Consider the following 17,102-nt stretch of genomic DNA (forward strand, 5'->3'; position numbering starts at 1 on the left):
AACGCCTAACACAACCTGCCCCTATGTCAGATTACTCGCTAGCAATAATTCCAAAGGGCACCTGACAAGTCTCCAATAGATAGTGCTCTGTCGCAGCGAGGAGATCGAGTTGCGCCGTACTGGCTTTGGCCTTGGACAACCCAGGCTGGACGACATAGACATGCAGTTTGACTCGGCAAAGGCGACTCATCTCAACAAACGCCATGAGTTCGGTCACGCCACCGCGCTCAAACCTCGTCGCCTCGACGCCCGACTTGCGCTTTGGCTCGCGCTTCAACAAGTGCTGAAAAAGGTCGGTTCTCTTGTCCTGACTGAATAACCAGGAAATGCTTTTCTGTGCCTGTCCGCAAACGACGAAAAGATCGTCAACTCGTGCACCAGGCTTGCCCTTTGAAAATTTACAGTGGTAGAAAATGACGTCGATCTCCTTAACCCCTTCCCTTTCGACCTGGCGGATAGCCACAATATCCGCCGACTCTCCCGCGCCGTCGTCGTCAAACACTACGCTGAAGCTGGCGTCCAGCAAGACGTTTTCGATAACCCTGCGTTGTATCGAGTCCGAAAGGCGCGATGTTCCTTGCGCTTCGCGCGTGAGGTCGATTCCGGCCCAATCCCAGGCTGTGATCTTGTTCCTGTCGTACGGTACGTGCTTGGCCTTTGGAGACACATGCTGATTGCCTTCTAGGCTCGATCCGTCTACGAACCAAATCAAAGGAGGATTTTTGTTGAGGAACAGTTCCGCACTTGCTGATGCCCGCGCCGTGCAGAACGACAGACTATCCCCCGAGACATGGACGATCCTGAAGTCGCTCATGTCGTCCGAGCCGAAAAGTTCAAGCCGTAGGACTGTCGCGGTTTCCTCGGTAAAAATCCGGAACGTGAGATCACCTTTGGGGTTTGGATCCTCCAACTCGAAGCCAACGAAGTAGAACGGGACCGGGTCCGCTCCGCCGAACCGCAGCGAATAGCCCTGCTCTAAATCGTGGTAAATGTGCGTTGGCCAGTCTATCGCAATCGGCATGATCTCCGGACGGCGGGCGACCATTACCGGCTCCAGTGTCCCTTTCAGCACCTCGTCCGGATCTATCTTGGCGTCGAGCACCTTTGTGCCGACGGCTTCGCACCAGACCGCGAACGAATCCAATCGAAATCGCTTGAACGACCAGACACGCCCTTTGCGCGACACTCCGATAGTCGACTTCTCGCCGCCAGAGTAACCCGCGCCGAACAGCACCGACTTCTGAGTGTTCCGCTTCTGTGCGTCCGTAAGCCGCTGTCCGACGTCTGGTCCCATGCGCCCTGTATAGCGGATCAGGCGACCCAAGTGCTCAGTCAAGCCGACGTTGGTGAACATGAGGCGCGCAAAGCCATGGAAGCACCGGAACAGTTGAGCTCCGCTTACAAGCTCAGCATCATCACCGCCCACTTTATGAGCGATTCCCTGAAATTCGCCATGGTTGCCAGAACCATGCACATAGAGTAGCGCCTGCTCCTCGGACCAATACATGATGAACATCTCCCAGTTCCAGTCCCGAATGTCTTCCAGTTCTGCCCATTCGGTCCGACTGCTCCGGCCGACAATAGCAACGAGCATCCGCTTCTGCTCGTTTACCGAAACATGGAGCTGATCGAAGGAACTAGCGCCACGTAGCCCTTCCTCAAAAGCGTGTGGGTTCCATGCGCGGCATCTTGTCCGGTAGATCACTGCACTAGCGGCCGGACGAAGCTCCCTTAGTGGAAACTCGGACGGGAATTCTGAGAAGCCATCAACAAACTCCTGTGTCGCCACCTGCTCATCAATGGCCCCATCGCTAAGCGGCGGAAGCAGCACATTCCAATCCGGGTCTCGGGAGTAGAGCTTTCTGAGCTCCTCCCGGACCTCAACGATGCCCGTGTTAGCGATGAACGTTGCGTTGCCAAGGTCGCTCCTTGAGCGGGTGAACCGCCCCGCAAGCTGAAGGGTCACCGCAAGCGTTTTTCGGATGTCGTGGAACGCAGCAATCTTCAGCTCGGGAAGATCGAACCCCTCACCAAGCATGTCCACACAGACGACTATGCGAGAGCGCCCTTCGATCAGCGCCCTCTTGGACTCCTCGCGTTCCTTCGCGTTCAGTTTCGAGTGCAGCAGCACCGGACCGTATCCCGCGTGCGGTTGATAAAGCTTGAAAACATCGTCCGCGCGGTGGATGTTGGCAACGCGCGCCATGAGGATGTGCTTTCCCGTTACGTCTGCGCGGAGCTCTTCGATTGCCCTGGCCGCTATCGCAGCGTCGGCCTTGCTCTGATCGAACTCCAGAACGGAAGAGAAGGCGATGGGCTTGAAGTAGTTTTCCGCCTGTGCCTTCCGCAGTGGATAGCGGTAGATGATTCGCCCATCAACGAGCTTGTCATCCTCCCGGAAAGGTGTGGCAGTGAACTGAACAACCTTGCTCGACTTAAACGACTTCTTGAAGGTCTTCCAAGTCGGTGCTTCCGCATGGTGTGCCTCGTCGATAAATAAATACGGGCAGAGCTCGGAAATGCGCTCCCTGACGGCTAATTCGCAGCGAGCCGCAATCCCGCTCGTAATGACTACCACATTGCACACACCGAAGAATCGCTCCACCTCTTCGACAGTCGCGGGCGTGTGCTTAAGCGTGCCCACTACCGGGTAGCTAGCGGACTCCTGCAAAAGCGTCGCCCGCTCCGTGCGCAGTACGCCGAGGGTCAAAAATTTCTCAGCTAACTGCGTCCTCAGCGCATCGGTCGGCACCACGACGAGCACTCGCGAGCACGCTGACGAGACTGCGGCTGCAATCATTGTGTCGGTTTTTCCGGTGCCAGTGGGCATCACAACGGTCGCTACTCCACCGTCCACGCTCCAGTGCGCCTGAATCGCGTGCAGCGCACCTATCTGCGGCGGTCTCAGCCCAACTACTCCCCTCTCCTCGTCCTCTTGCACATATGAAAACGCCCCACGCCAGGATTCGACCACGTTGGCTGAAATATGGCGGGCGAGGATGCTCTCGATATTGGTTTCGTCTTGATAGAACCATTCCTCGTGAGAGAGATCCAGATCGGATGTTGGAATGTAGTTGAAAAGGTGCACGATGATCCGCATACCGTCTACGTCCACTTTCGGCCTCTTTGCGAGAAAGTGCACTTGCGGAAAGGCGGCGCACTCAGGGATGAAGACCAGGCCGCTCCCCGCGTCGCCGGTCCATCTGGCGAAGCCACCCTCGACCTCGTAGCCGGGCGCTTCGATTTGCCGAATCTCGTCTCCACCCTTTGAGTAACGTATAGCCAGGAAGGGGGGCAATTTCAGTTTCACGGTACCTCCGGGAGTTAGGGCGGTTCCCCGTGGCACCGACGAGAGCGACCTTCTTCGCACCCTTCCTGCAAATTGCCAGGGTTCCTCTTGGCAACTACTTTATCCGAAAAATTACAGTTTTAGCAATGATTCTCTTGCAGCTTTCGGAGCATCGAGCGACCGTGACGCAAACAGATGCACTTAATCACTACCGACATTCGGTCAGGCACCGCCCACGCCCCCACTCACTGAACGAAAGCGAATGCAAGATTAAGTTACCGCCCGGCTTTTGCAACGTACGCGGTCCAGCACTCATAGCAACGAATCTGCCAAGCCTGCCCGTAGGGCCGCTCAAACCTGCGGCGACAATCAATGCAAATGGCACTTTCGAACTCAAGCTTAAGTCTTTCCTGAACCGAATTGCCGAACGTTGCACTACCTTTTCCCATGTGACGAAGGCAGGCAACTACCTCATCCAAATCATGACATTCATCTGCTGCCTGGATTTGTTCAGAAATAGCAGTGTAATGATCTAGCGCTTTCTGGGCGTAAGGTATAGGCCAAACATCTACAGGCAGATAGCCACCGAATCGACCAACATCAATTTTGACTCTTGCAAGGAGCCCGAGAAAATCTACAAGATCGTCAGCATCAGAATAATAAGTACGCCATCGGTTATGACGACCACAGTTATGCGCAAGCGGCAGCTGATCCTGAAAGTCGACATAGAATTTCCAACCGCCGAAGTTGTCTTGGCCTTTCAACCCCACCAGCGCATGCGAGTCGTACCCCATCGAATACGAGGCTTGGACCACGCTATTCATTTTTACTAGGAGCTTCGCCGCTTGTTCTGCAATTGCTTCCAACTCCCATGTGCCAACGACAAAACACCAGTCAACATCTTTGAAGGAATCAGTTGAATTACCAGCAGACGCGGCGATTGGGCGACGAACGAGCAAGAACTGCGAGGAATTTCCGTGGTCGCCGCTTCCAATCACTTTCAGTGTATTGAAACGACCATACTCCTCTTGAACTATCAAGCTTGACTGAATACGAACGTCGGCCATTCATCACCTACAGGTTGGTCAGTAAACCAGTGCCGCGACGCCTCCGCACGCTGATTGGCACAGCTCTGTATCGATATTTTGAGAAAACTATCGCTTAGGGCACTTTGTGCATCAAAAGGTAGCAGTTTTGCGCGGCAATTGCTACCGGCATTCGCCCAGCGATGCCAAAGATCGACGATGTATAGATCTAACGGAGGGAGGAAAATAACTTTTTTTGTCCACGTTTATGGTTGAGAAGGGAGGCTGCGGTCCTGTCCACCGGTCTCCCCAACTTTTTAGCCCCCCCTCCCTAAAGCCTGCCCCGAGCCAAGCGCAGCAAGACTCAACCTATTGATACTTGGGGAGCGAGTTTGTTACGCTCCCCATGCAAATCCTTGGGCACCACCTACTTAGCTGAGTGCCCCGTGATCTGGTCGATCACTCCGTCTCTATTCAGAAAGATTCCATCTGCTACGCGTCGAAACGGGTATAGAGTTGCGCATCTCGGTACCAGCTTGAGGCAAATCCGCCGTACTTGTCGAAAGGGTCGACTGGCTGGCCAGGAGGTTCAAAACGCCAAGCTGGAGTTTTTTGGGCGTATCCCAGCTTGGTAATAGCAGTGTGGAAAGCGAACTCATACTCGTTCGCAGCATGTAGCTCTTCTAATGCCGCTATTACACGACGAGCTCGATTCTTGTGCTCCTCCTTGAAATGTGCGGCGAGTTCACAGCTAAGCGTTTCCTTGAGCCGTTCGCATTTGCGACGCTGTGCCGCGATGCCGTTCTGAAGATAGGACTCCTTTTTGAGCAGTACCTGCCTGCGCTCGATGGTGGTCTCCAGACCACTATCCATCAAAAGCATCTCCGCTTCCGCAATCATGGTCTCGCCTGATTTGGGAACGACTGGCTTCAAGAGCTCCACCCTAATTGCTTCGAGTTCAGTCTGGGTATCTGCCAGTTCGGCGTTAAAGCGATTCAATCGCGCGATTTCTTGCTGGTATTCGTTGTTTTCGTTGAGCGCTGGGTAATTTAAGTGCACGGTCTTGTTCATCATCTTGTTTTCCATAGTAAGTAGTCGGTAATTGGTTGAGTCATTGCAAGAGGTTCTACATGGCCACCTCCCTCGGCTTTTGGAGAGCGATAGGGAAGAAGCCCTTGCAGCGCATTAGTACGGTAACCATGTCCGATGGAACAGCCGGGCCGCCAAGCGCTCCCTCTCGGGGTCTCTCGCAACGCCGTGCTTCTCGCCATCCCGCCAAATGCGCGCACTCGATACACATGCGCCGTTCATCTGGACTCTCGTCACGCGCAATGAGGCGCATAAGCACTGCATCTGCCTCCTCTTTTGGCAGCCCCTGGAAATTCACCAATCGGGCATATACCAATGCCACGGTTGATGAACCTTTGGCGGTCGCCGTGGCATCCCCTACAAAACCTACAGAAGCCCCTTTTGCAGGTTTTGTAGGCTCAAATTCCTTACTATTTTCAGATTCTTGCAAGCGATCAAACCAGTTCATTAGCCGTCCCCATCGCAAGTGGGTTAACGATGTAACGCTCACTAGGACGGCCACCAGTCTGTATGACCTCTCGTCGAAGCCAATCAAAATCGCAAAGAATCTCCGCTGCTTTCCTCACTTGCTCAGGCGAGTTGAGGCCCGACCAGCACTTTTGAGCAACCTGGCGAGGCGTGAATTCCTGCCCTAGCTTTCCCGCTTTGATGCGCTTGAGAAACGTGTCAGCGGCGCCAGTCTCCGGGGACATCGCAGCAGCGTATAACCTGGCGGCGTGGCTTCTTAAGTACTCGCTCCAAGCAAGGGCTCGCAAGAGATCAGCATGTCCGACGAGGCCATCCCCTGAATCCTGCGAAGGAGAGTCGACCAAGGCGAAGAGAAGAGCCAGCGCAGGCACGAGCTTTCTGTACTTGGATACGTGCGACTCGATGGCAGGATGTAGATCACCGCTTTTAATCTCTTGCTCCAACGAGATACGCCAAGCCACGAACTCGGATTGGGCTTCCTGGTCGAATTTCCACGTTTGTGGCGTGACGTCGTCAACGGGTTCAAGTGCAGACAGCCGATCAAACACAGCCCATGCAGCTTGCTTTGCAGGCGTGTCCGGCCATTCGTCAACGTGCCGGAATTCGCCGTGTGTGTCAGGCCAAACGGTTAGACCAAATCTTTGCAGGAGGCCGTCATCAGCGCTACCACCAGATACGGCGCCACGTACATACTCCTGAATTCGACCAGGCTGGATACTTCCGATCATCGCGAGGCAGACCCTTGGGATATGCACTGTCCCTCGGCCAATGCGGTCGAACGTGTATCCTTGGTTTCCATCGTATGCCTGCAAATAGAACGAGCGAGCACCTTCCTGCCCAGCTCTATCCATGCTCGTAAGGAGCCCGTAAATCTCATCCCGATATGACAATGTTCCCCATGGGTTTTGGCACAGGAGCTCGCCGAGCTTTTCGACAGTCGCATCGTTGACGATGTATCGCCGCATTGCCGGCTCATCAGGTGGCTTAACGGGCTCCAAGAGAGCACGAGCGGCGGCGGGATTCTTGGAAGCTAGTCCCTTCGCCTTCTTGGCGTTCTCCGCAATTTGAAGCTCCGAGACTTTAAGATCCAGCTCCCAAGCGCTATGCGCAATCTGCCACTCGGACAGCTCATCAACTTGAAGCCTGTTCAGCGGCTTCAAGACTTCGCCAAGCGCGGGACTTTTCATGACGCCAGGGCGGCCAATGACGAGTCCCCACAAATTAGGCACCACCTTCCAATCATCACGCTCTTTGGGCTGAATAGCGACGCGAGCACCAACAAGGCTTGAGAGAGCCACCAGAGCGCCGACCGCAGCAAAATCAGGAGGGCACTGCATACGATGTGAAATATCCATGACCCAGCCTCGCAACGCGGTCGGTAGGAGCTCCGGCTTAAATGCCATCACTGGCGGAAGTGACTGGGGCAAAGGAGTCGGTTCAATCCAGCCATCGGATTCAACCGCCCTCTTGGCTGTGCTCTGTTCCAACTTTTCAGCAGTGCAGTTGAGGGAACGGACAGCCGATAGGCCGGATATCTGAAACATATCGTTCAAATCCGTCACACAGTCCGGTGCGCCGGGCTCGAAGCGTGGGACGATCAGTTTTGCATTGACTGCTACGGAAGCTTCTAGCGCGTGGCTCTCGGCGCGATCTGTTCCTTTGACTAGATCCGCAACAATAATCAAGTTCGCAGCGGGGAAGCGGCTACGCATAGCGCGCGCAACAGCTAGCAGATTGCCTGACGAAAGCGCTGCCACGCCAATTGAGCCAAATGCTTCCACTGCCGTTAAAGTCGTAGCTACGCCTTCCGCGATAACGATGACGGCAACGGTCGAGTCATCGGAGGGAAATGGCTGGGCAGGCCAATACCCTCCTGCTTTGGCACCACCGAACAGCGCTGACTTTCGGCCTTCTTCGTCAATGAGCTCGCAGGTCGAGATTGCCCCTCCGATCATTACAGGAGCAACAAGCAAATCACCGCAGAGTTCTTCGCCGCGCGACTTAGGTGCATACCCCAGAATTGCAGCAACATCATATGCATGCAGCACTCTCAAGTTGGCGCCGGGCTTAACGCCCTTTTTACAAAGATAGGGATGATCTGCATTGATGGTCAGTGCTTGATCCCAAAGAGTTTTCGCGAGCAAAGCGGTGTCGCTCTTCCTCTTCATTTCCTCGGCAACGCGCTGCCGCTGAATGGCCTTCGCTTTTGCTCGCGCAGCGACTTCCTCTGCGTCGCTTAAACGTCGCCCGACATTGGCCCGCCATGGCTGGGAGATACCGCTACGCCAGTCGCCGAAGCAACCCGCAGGTATCCCATCCAGATGCAGGACGTACCAACCCGCATCGTCATTTCTACGGCCGGTTGGTGAGAAACGCTTGATTTGGCCGTCAGCGATCATGTCTTCTGGGGGCTCTAGCCCAGCCTCTCGCATTGCCTGAGCGAATTGGTGAACCGCAAGCGCGTGAGGTACTTCAGGCTCGCCTTGAGCAATCGCCATTCCTCTCATTGCGCCCCCTTGCCTTTTACAGACGCGATACCCGACAGGGTGTGGACGAGGCGCAGCCCCTTAATCTTCCGCTTTGGAAAGCGCTCTGCCTGGAATTCTGCAATGGACGTCAGTTCCCCTTGACGGCGATTGTCCATTGCTCGAAACAAAAGTATGAGCCGCGACTCAACGGCGGAGAGGTGAGAAAAATCAGGGGGAGTTGGTACAGGCGTGATGATGCTAGACATATCTGCCTCCTTCGTTAGGAATTAACCGCGTCCCGTCGCCAAACGGGGGGGCGGCAAATGGTAGGGTTGGCGAACCGGCACGAAAGTACACCGGCATACCCGAAGGTATCCCATGCCACTGCCGCCCATTGAGAACGAACGAAGGCAAGCACACACGTAAAAAAACCGCATTGCGCGGTCCGTGCGCTTTCGTTATTCAGGTCGCCAAACCCGGTTCCCTCTTTTTCGGGAACACCATCAGTATCTACTTGGTGCTCGCAGTTCGTCAAGTAACGATTCACCATCGTTACTTGCTCTCCGCGACATAGTTCAATGGATCAGCGAAAAATTTGTGCAGCTCACGGTTGGGGTAAGCAGTACATCGCTCAGAGAAGCGCACCGGCTGCGGGGCTTTTCCTGCCAACACGAGTTGGCGGAACTTCTCTCGGCTAAATGGGGAAAATGGAGCGATCTGATTCCAGCGGCTCATGCCGTCGCTCGGCAAAACCTTGCCATGTGCGGAATCAACTACTGAGGAATTTTTCATGTTTGCCTAACCTTTCACGTTGCCGCCTCATTGGGCGGAGTGATTGCAAGGTTAGGCGAGTCAGGTTTTGCCAGCTACGCCCGGAACGCTGAACAAGGTACGGGCAAGTCGCTTCGATCTACATTGTGCTTAGTCGGAGGTACTTTTTTTCGACCGCTTGTAATCACGAATCCATTCGAGGGGCTTTGTCGTGCTGGGTGCCAAATCACCATTTCCGTTACGTGAAAATTCGACGATCATGGGCGTAATCTCCAGTGCTGCGGCGGGTACACTCTTCCAGGATCCGCTTTCAAAGAGCCGGATTGTCTCAGCCTGCAAGCGTTCAATTTTGGATTTTCGACCTAAGCCCCCGCTTCGGGCACGCGACGCCGCACGCTCGTGCTCCAAGGCTTCCGCAAACTCCAACGCAACCCCGACGGCTTCTGCAACCTTCGTTCTGTCCTCGTCGTTTAGGAGCTGTTTCTTGATATAAGTTAGGAGTTTAGACGCTGACATCTTTCCAAGTTTGTTGTCAGCGAACAGCTCCCATGCAACCGAATCATCACTCAGCTCGAACTTCTTTTTTTGCACGAGCTTTAACGCATGGAGCAGTAAGTCATCGCTGCGATCACGGCTTGCTTGTTCACGTTCGATTTCTTCGATTTTCTTGTGTCTGCGAAATGCAAGAATGTGGTCCTCAGCCACACTCCTCAACAGAGATTCATAATCCGTGTATGCCTTTCTGTACCAATCAATAGTCCCCTCAATTTCTTCCGCGTTCTCTGCTCGCCAAGCAGCCTGATTTTTCCTTCTTTCTTCAGCATTCATTTTTGCTCTCGATTCTTGCGTGAACTTAGGCTGATGCCTGCCGTTTTTGGCGGACCACTTTGTTATCATATTTTCGACCCGACTCAATAGCGCCAAGGTAGTCCGCGTACTCTTGCATCATCTGACGGCGCTCGTCCATGAACATTGCGCGATCATAAGCTTCGCCGTAAGCATCACCGGATGCATGCGAGAGCTGGCGATCAACGACTTCATGCCTGTAGCCGAGGCGCTCCTTAATCACTCCCATTGCAAGAGACCTGAATCCATGTCCAGTGTGTTTGCCACCGTATCCCATACGTTTGAGCGCAGCGAGGATGGCTCCATTACTGACAGGTTTCTTAGGGTCCCGTTGGTTCGGGAATAGGAACTGGTTGCCACCTGTGAGCTCGCGGAGTTCGCGCAGCAGCTCCCAGCCCTGGCGAGGCAAAAACACATGATGATCGGTCTTTCGCGGGTTTACCTTCTTCTTACCCATCTTCATGCGTTCCCATGGAATTACCCACGATTGATTGGCAAGGTCGATTTCAGACCAGGGAGTCTCAATCAGCTCACTAGTTCGCACAAAAGTAAGCATCATCAGGCGCATCAAAATACGAGTCGGCAGATACATGCGTACCTCGTTCTTCTTGAGCGACTCTAGGAACGCTGGCAGATCATCGGGCGTGATTGCAGCATGATGACCTTCAACGTTCGGTTTCAATGCTCCCCGCAAGCTAGGAACCGGATCGAAATCTGCCTTACCTGTTGCGATAGCGTAGCGGAAGACTTGCCCTACAACCTGGCCCTGTCGCTTGGCCATATCGACAGCACCACGCTTCTCAATTTGCCTCAGGACATCGAGAACGATTGGTGCGGTTACATTTTTGATCGGATAGCTACCCAGATAGGGGAAGACATCTAGTTGTAGGCGGTGCAGGATATTTTGGGCAGTACGTGGCTGCCATTTCTCCATATTGTTTTCGTGCCATTCGCGCGCAACTGCCTCGAAAGTATTTGCGTTGGCAACCTTTTGCTCGATTTTTTTAACACGACGGGCCTGCGCCGGGTCTACACCAGCAGCTTTCATCGTTCGTGCTTCTATGCACTTACGACGCGCCTCTAGCAAAGTAACGTCAGGGTACTTGCCAAAGGTTAGACGAGTGTTTTTGCCGTTCGGCTGTCGATAGCTCATCCGCCAGACTTTTGAGCCAGTCGGTGAAATCTCTAGGTACATGCCGCCGCCGTCAGCCAGCGTATATGTTTTGTCTTTCGGCTTCGCGTTTCGTACTTGAATATCAGTGAGAGGTATAGCGAGTTTTGGCATCTCTTTGCATCCATCATTTGCCCTTCTGGGCCATTATGGAAGCAAGAATGGATGCAAAGAATATGGTTGTCAATGGGCAAACATTGGCGCTATGGACGTAAAAAAACCTCCAAGCCTTTGATTTCCTGGAGGTTTCTAGGCAAACTTTGCTATCGTTTGCGGTGTTCTTGGCGGAGAGAGGGGGATTCGAACCCCCGATAGGCTATGAACCTATACACGCTTTCCAGGCGTGCGACTTCAACCACTCATCCATCTCTCCTACATTCTCACGCTTATCGCGAGAGGCCCGAATTATAGCAGGGTTAGCGGGGAGTGCAAAGTTTTTCTGTGGCAAATTCCATAAACCCGGTAAACCTGGGTCTGACCCGAGGGTCAGACCCAGTCTGCGCATAGTTAGGAGGTTTCTTTCAGTTGCTCGAGGATAGCTGGATTTTCGAGCGTGCTGACGTCTTGGGTGATCGTTTCGCCCTTCGCCAATACGCGCAGCAGGCGGCGCATGATCTTGCCGCTGCGGGTTTTCGGCAGGTTGTCGCCAAAGCGGATTTCTTTTGGCTTGGCGATCGGGCCGATCTCTTTGCCGACCCAGTTACGCAGTTCGGTGGCGATCTGCTTGGCTTCGTCGCCGGTTGGGCGGGCGCGCTTCAGCACCACGAAAGCGCAGATCGATTCTCCGGTGGTTTCGTCCGGCTTGCCGACCACGGCGGCTTCGGCGACCAGCGGGTTAGCGACCAGCGCGGATTCAATTTCCATCGTGCCCATGCGGTGACCGGAGACGTTCAGAACGTCGTCGATACGGCCGGTGATGGTGAAGTAGCCGGTTTCTGCGTTACGGATCGCGCCGTCGCCTGCCAAGTAGTATTTGCCGCCCAACTCTTCTGGGAAGTAGCCCGACTTGAAGCGGTCCGGGTTGCCCCAGATGGTGCGGATCATCGATGGCCATGGGCGCTTGACGACCAGGATGCCGCCGCTGCCGTTCGGTACGTCGTGCCCTGCTTCGTCCACGATGGCGGCCATGATGCCTGGCAGCGGCAGCGTGCAGGAACCAGGGACCATCGGCGTCGCGCCTGGCAGTGGGGTGATCATGTGGCCGCCGGTTTCGGTCTGCCAGAACGTGTCGACGATCGGGCACTTCTCGCTGCCGACGTTTTTGTAGTACCACATCCAGGCTTCCGGATTGATCGGCTCACCCACGGTGCCCAGCAGACGCAGCGAGGAGGTATCGAAGTTCTTCGGATGGACTTTCGGGTCCACGTCCGATGCCTTGATCAGCGAGCGGATCGCGGTCGGTGCCGTGTAGAAGATGTTGACCTTGTGCTTGGCGATGGTCTCCCAGAAGCGGCCGGCGTGCGGGAAGGTCGGGATGCCTTCGAATACCACTTGGGTCGCTCCGACGGCGGTTGGGCCGTAAGCGATATAGGTGTGGCCTGTGACCCAGCCGATATCGGCGGTACACCAGTACACATCTTCCGGCTTGATGTCGAAGGACCACTTCATGGTCAGAGCTGCCCACAGCAGGTAGCCGCCGGTCGAGTGCTGCACGCCTTTCGGGGTGCCGGTGGAGCCGGAGGTGTAGAGGATGAACAGCGGGTGCTCCGCTTCCACCCATTCAGGTTCGCAGGTGGCGGCCTGACCTTCGACCAGGTCGTGCAGCCAGATGTCGCGGCTTTCGGTCCACGCGATATTGCCGCCCGTGCGCTTGTAGACCACCACGTTCTTAATCGTGTCACAGCCGCCCATGGCCAGGGCTTCGTCGACGATTGCTTTCAGTGGCAGCTGTTTGCCGCCGCGCAGTTGCTCGTCGCAAGTCAGAACCGCAACGGCGCCGGCGTCGATGATGCGCTCTTGCAGCGACTTGGCGGAGAAGCCGCCGAACACCACCGAGTGAGTGGCGCCGATACGGGCGCAGGCCTGCATCGCGGCCACGCCTTCCACGGACATCGACATATAAATAACGACGCGGTCACCCTTCTTGATGCCGCGCGCTTTCAGGCCGTTGGCGATCTTGCAGACTTTGTCGTGCAGTTGCTGGTAGCTGACGCGGGTCACTTCGCCGTCGTCGGCTTCGAAGATGATGGCGGTCTTGTCGCCCAGGCCGTTCTTGATATTGCGGTCCAGGCAGTTGTAGGACACATTCAGCTTGCCGTCTTCGAACCATTTGTAGAACGGCGCATTGTCTTCGTTCAGCGTGCGGGTGAATGGGGTTTGCCATTCCACGTTTTCACGCGCCAGGCGTGCCCAGAAGCCTTCGTAATCGCGTTCCGCTTCATCGCACAGCGCCTTGTAGGCGGCCATGCCCGATACGTTTGCTTGTGCTGTAAATGCCGCTGGCGGCGCAAAAATACGCGATTCCATTGGTCCCTGTTGGTCGGCGCCCTGGTTGGTCATGCTTGTCTCCGGTTAGTGATGGTTTGCTAGCAACAATAGAGCTTGTCGCTTACTGCCCCCTTACATTGCTGAGGAAGCTACTATTTGCATTTTAATCACATCTACTGTCTGTGGGGCAGCACCGGTTTCATATTTCTACGCCGATGGGGAAGCAAAAGCTTGCGCCGGTGCATTATTAGCCCAAGCGAGCCGCTGCTGTGCTCGGTCCGCGCGTGTAGAATATCGGCTGTTTTTCTATCGTTTAATCGACAATGACCGAGCCACAGAACACCAACGGCAAGCGCCTAAGCCCTATTCCCGCATTTATTTTCATGTCCCGCTGGCTGCAGCTGCCGCTGTACCTGGGACTGATCCTGGCGCAGTGCGTCTACGTTTTCCATTTCTGGGTCGAGCTGAAAGACCTGATCGGCGCGGTGTTTGGCGACGCCCATTCGCTCGAGCACATCATCAGTGTCACCTTCCATGGCTCCGCCGATGCGCCGAAGCAGTTGACCGAAACCGTCATCATGCTTGTGGTCCTGGGCCTGATCGACGTGGTCATGATTTCCAACCTGCTGATCATGGTAATTGTGGGCGGCTACGAGACCTTCGTCTCGCGCATGCATCTTGAAGGCCACCCAGACCAGCCGGAATGGCTGTCGCACGTGAATGCCTCCGTGTTGAAGACTAAGCTGGCGATGGCGATCATCGGCATTTCCTCGATCCACCTGCTGAAGACCTTCATCAACGCCAAGGACTACGATCCGAAAGTCCTGATCGCGCAGACGGTCATCCACGTCGTATTCCTGCTGTCCGCAATGGCGATTGCGTACACCGATCGCATCACCACCCTGACGCACAACGATTCTAAGCACCACTAATTTAGCCAACGAGCCAATCATGACCATCATCAAGCAAGACGACCTGATCGAATCCGTCGCCGCCGCGCTGCAGTACATCAGCTACTACCACCCAGCCGACTACATCCAGCACCTGGCGCGCGCATACGAGTCCGAGCAAAGCCCGGCCGCAAAAGATGCGATCGCACAGATCCTGACCAACTCCCGCATGTGCGCGGAAGGCAAGCGTCCGATCTGCCAGGACACCGGCATGGTGAACGTCTTCCTGAAGATCGGTATGGGTGTGCGCTTTGAAGGCTTTACCGGCACCGTGACCGACGCCGTCAACGAAGGCGTGCGCCGCGCGTACAACTTCGCCGACAACAAGCTGCGCGCGTCCATCGTGGCCGACCCGCACTTCGAGCGCAAGAACACCAAGGACAACACGCCAGCCGTGGTTCACATGGAACTGGTGGAAGGTAATACCGTCGACGTAGCCGTTGCTGCAAAAGGCGGCGGCTCCGAAAACAAGACCAAGTTCGTCATGCTGAATCCATCCGATTCGCTGGTTGACTGGGTGCTGAAGACCGTGCCGCTGATGGGCGCTGGCTGGTGCCCGCCTGGCATGCTGGGCATTGGTATCGGCGGCTCCGCCGAGAAAGCCATGCTGCTGGCAAAAGAGTCGCTGATGGAAGACATCGACATGTTCGAGCTGAAAAAGCGCGGCCCGCAGAACAAGCTGGAAGAACTGCGTATTGAACTGTGCGACAAGATCAATGCCCTGGGCATCGGCGCGCAGGGCCTGGGCGGCTTGACCACCGTGCTGGACGTGAAGATCAATATGTACCCGACCCACGCTGCATCCAAGCCGGTCGCCATGATCCCTAACTGCGCGGCTACCCGTCACGCTCACTTCGTGCTGGATGGTTCCGGCCCTGCCTACATCGAGCCGCCAAAGCTGTCCGACTGGCCTGATGTCACCTGGGCCGCCGACACCGAGAAGTCCAAGCGCGTCGACCTGAACACCCTGACCAAGGAAGAAGTGGCTTCCTGGAAGCCGGGCCAGACCCTGCTCCTGAACGGCAAGATGCTGACCGGCCGCGATGCTGCCCACAAGCGCATCCAGGACATGCTGGCCAAGGGCGAGCAGCTGCCGGTGGACTTCACCAACCGCGTGATCTACTACGTAGGCCCGGTCGATCCAGTGGGTTCGGAAGTCGTCGGCCCAGCCGGCCCGACCACCGCTACCCGCATGGACAAGTTCACCGACATGATGCTGGAAAAGACCGGCCTGATCTCCATGGTCGGCAAAGCAGAACGCGGCCCAACCGCCATCGAATCGATCCAGAAGCACAAGTCGGCATACCTGATGGCCGTCGGCGGCGCTGCATACCTGGTATCGAAAGCGATCAAGGGCGCCAAGGTTGTCGGCTTCGAAGACCTGGGCATGGAAGCGATCTATGAATTCGACGTGGTCGACATGCCTGTCACCGTGGCCGTCGATTCCACCGGCACTTCCGTCCACAACACCGGCCCTAAAGAGTGGCAGGTGAAGATCGAGTCCCTGAAAGCGGCCCAGCCAGCATAAATGACGCATCCAGTCCCCTCCTCCGCCGATGCGCCAATCGGCGTCTTTGATTCCGGCGTCGGAGGGCTCTCCGTGCTGCGCCATATCCACGCGCAGCTGCCGCACGAGCATGTGCTGTACTTCGCCGATTCCGCCTTCGCTCCCTATGGTGCGAAGACGGATGAATGGCTGGTGCAGCGCGCGCTTGCCGTTACTGCCTTCCTGCTTGAACGAGGCGCGAAAGCCCTTGTAGTGGCCTGCAATACAGCCACCGTGGCGGCCATCAAGGCGGTACGCGCCGCCTACCCTGGCCTGCCTGTGGTTGGCGTCGAACCAGGCCTCAAGCCTGGCGCTGCGACCACCCGCAACGGCACGGTCGGCGTGCTGGCCACGGCAAGCACGCTGCGCGGCGAGAAGTTCCTTGCGCTGCGCGAGCAGATCACGGGCGCAAACGGCACGACGTTCCTGCTGCAGCCTTGTGGCGGCCTGGTTGAACGCATCGAACAGGGCGACCTGTCCGGTGAAGCGACTGCGCAAATGCTGGAAGGTTATGTGACGCCGCTGCTGGAACAAGGCGCGGACACCCTGGTCCTCGGCTGCACCCACTATCCCTTTGTACGTGAAGCCATCGAACAGATCGTCGCGGCGCGCGGCAACGCGCAAGCCGTCACCCTGATCGACACCGGCGACGCCGTGGCACGCCAGCTGACACGCCTGCTGGAAGGCGCTGCGCTGCTGCGTCCTGGCGGCACTCCCGCCCACCTGCACGGCTACACCAGCGGCAACGCAGAAGCCCTGCAGAAGCAGTTCGCCAGTTTGCTTGGACTGCATCCGCAGGTAGAGTCGGTGGTCGTTTGAAATTTATTTGCCAGTTCCAACACAAGCCTATATAATCTCGGCTCTGTCGCGCTGCGGTGCGATAGAAAGCAGTTTTCAGTGGTGGCTGTAGCTCAGTTGGTAGAGTCCAGGATTGTGATTCCTGTTGTCGTGGGTTCGAGCCCCATCAGCCACCCCACCGAATTCACGAAGAAGGCCTGATAGTTCGCTATCAGGCCTTTTTTGTTTTCCGCAGCGAAAGAGCTTTTGCATGT

The 17,102-nt window shown here is 55.9% G+C and carries 13 protein-coding genes and 2 tRNA genes; 4 read left to right on the plus strand and 11 right to left on the minus strand.

Going from position 1 to position 17,102, the window contains the following annotated elements:
• Nucleotides 1–31 precede the first annotated feature (31 nt).
• The 11 genes from AC1RTP_RS13885 to acs all read right to left on the minus strand — a co-directional run bounded on the left by AC1RTP_RS13885 (nucleotide 32) and on the right by acs (nucleotide 13,626).
• A complete protein-coding gene (locus AC1RTP_RS13885; RefSeq protein WP_498608214.1) occupies nucleotides 32–3,310 on the minus strand; it encodes a DEAD/DEAH box helicase in 3,279 nt (1,092 codons plus the stop codon).
• Between the two features lie 254 nt (nucleotides 3,311–3,564).
• The gene (locus AC1RTP_RS13890) at nucleotides 3,565–4,356 is read right to left on the minus strand and encodes a hypothetical protein (RefSeq protein ID WP_498608215.1); all 792 of its coding nucleotides are present in this window, start codon (nucleotides 4,354–4,356) and stop codon (nucleotides 3,565–3,567) included.
• 450 nt (nucleotides 4,357–4,806) lie between these two features.
• Nucleotides 4,807–5,388: a hypothetical protein gene (locus AC1RTP_RS13895; RefSeq protein ID WP_498608216.1), complete on the minus strand. Its 582-nt coding sequence runs from the start codon at nucleotides 5,386–5,388 to the stop codon at nucleotides 4,807–4,809.
• Nucleotides 5,389–5,440: 52 nt separating this feature from the next.
• Nucleotides 5,441–5,851, minus strand: a complete 411-nt coding sequence (locus AC1RTP_RS13900; protein WP_498608217.1) for a hypothetical protein — start codon at nucleotides 5,849–5,851, stop codon at nucleotides 5,441–5,443.
• Nucleotides 5,838–8,270: a DUF3987 domain-containing protein gene (locus AC1RTP_RS13905; RefSeq protein WP_498608218.1), complete on the minus strand. Its 2,433-nt coding sequence runs from the start codon at nucleotides 8,268–8,270 to the stop codon at nucleotides 5,838–5,840. The genes AC1RTP_RS13900 and AC1RTP_RS13905 overlap by 14 nt, the downstream gene beginning before the upstream one ends.
• A 104-nt stretch (nucleotides 8,271–8,374) precedes the next feature.
• Nucleotides 8,375–8,605, minus strand: coding sequence for a hypothetical protein (locus AC1RTP_RS13910; protein WP_498608219.1), 231 nt, complete (start codon nucleotides 8,603–8,605; stop codon nucleotides 8,375–8,377).
• Between the two features lie 286 nt (nucleotides 8,606–8,891).
• The gene (locus AC1RTP_RS13915) at nucleotides 8,892–9,131 is read right to left on the minus strand and encodes a helix-turn-helix transcriptional regulator (protein WP_498608220.1); all 240 of its coding nucleotides are present in this window, start codon (nucleotides 9,129–9,131) and stop codon (nucleotides 8,892–8,894) included.
• Nucleotides 9,132–9,260: 129 nt separating this feature from the next.
• Entirely contained in the window at nucleotides 9,261–9,938 is a 678-nt protein-coding gene (locus tag AC1RTP_RS13920; RefSeq protein ID WP_498608221.1) for a hypothetical protein, read from the minus strand.
• Between the two features lie 25 nt (nucleotides 9,939–9,963).
• Complete coding sequence (locus tag AC1RTP_RS13925) at nucleotides 9,964–11,241, minus strand: tyrosine-type recombinase/integrase (RefSeq protein ID WP_498608222.1); 1,278 nt, start codon at nucleotides 11,239–11,241, stop codon at nucleotides 9,964–9,966.
• Nucleotides 11,242–11,409: 168 nt separating this feature from the next.
• Nucleotides 11,410–11,500, minus strand: a tRNA-Ser gene (locus tag AC1RTP_RS13930).
• 134 nt (nucleotides 11,501–11,634) lie between these two features.
• Entirely contained in the window at nucleotides 11,635–13,626 is a 1,992-nt protein-coding gene (gene acs / locus AC1RTP_RS13935) for an acetate--CoA ligase (protein WP_498608223.1), read from the minus strand.
• 251 nt (nucleotides 13,627–13,877) lie between these two features.
• Between acs and AC1RTP_RS13940 the strand changes: the two genes are divergently transcribed.
• The 4 genes from AC1RTP_RS13940 (at nucleotide 13,878) to AC1RTP_RS13955 (ending at nucleotide 17,026) form a co-directional block, all read left to right on the plus strand.
• Nucleotides 13,878–14,486 carry a TIGR00645 family protein gene (locus tag AC1RTP_RS13940; RefSeq protein WP_498608224.1) on the plus strand — a complete coding sequence of 203 codons (609 nt, stop codon included), beginning with the start codon at nucleotides 13,878–13,880 and terminating at the stop codon, nucleotides 14,484–14,486.
• Nucleotides 14,487–14,505: 19 nt separating this feature from the next.
• Nucleotides 14,506–16,032 carry a fumarate hydratase gene (locus AC1RTP_RS13945; RefSeq protein ID WP_498608225.1) on the plus strand — a complete coding sequence of 509 codons (1,527 nt, stop codon included), beginning with the start codon at nucleotides 14,506–14,508 and terminating at the stop codon, nucleotides 16,030–16,032.
• The gene (gene murI, locus AC1RTP_RS13950; protein ID WP_498608226.1) at nucleotides 16,033–16,869 is read left to right on the plus strand and encodes a glutamate racemase; all 837 of its coding nucleotides are present in this window, start codon (nucleotides 16,033–16,035) and stop codon (nucleotides 16,867–16,869) included.
• Between the two features lie 81 nt (nucleotides 16,870–16,950).
• Nucleotides 16,951–17,026: transfer RNA gene (locus tag AC1RTP_RS13955), tRNA-His, on the plus strand.
• Nucleotides 17,027–17,102: the final 76 nt, after the last annotated feature.

It is taken from the genome of Pseudoduganella sp. GW821-FHT11H04 (genome assembly GCF_058807935.1).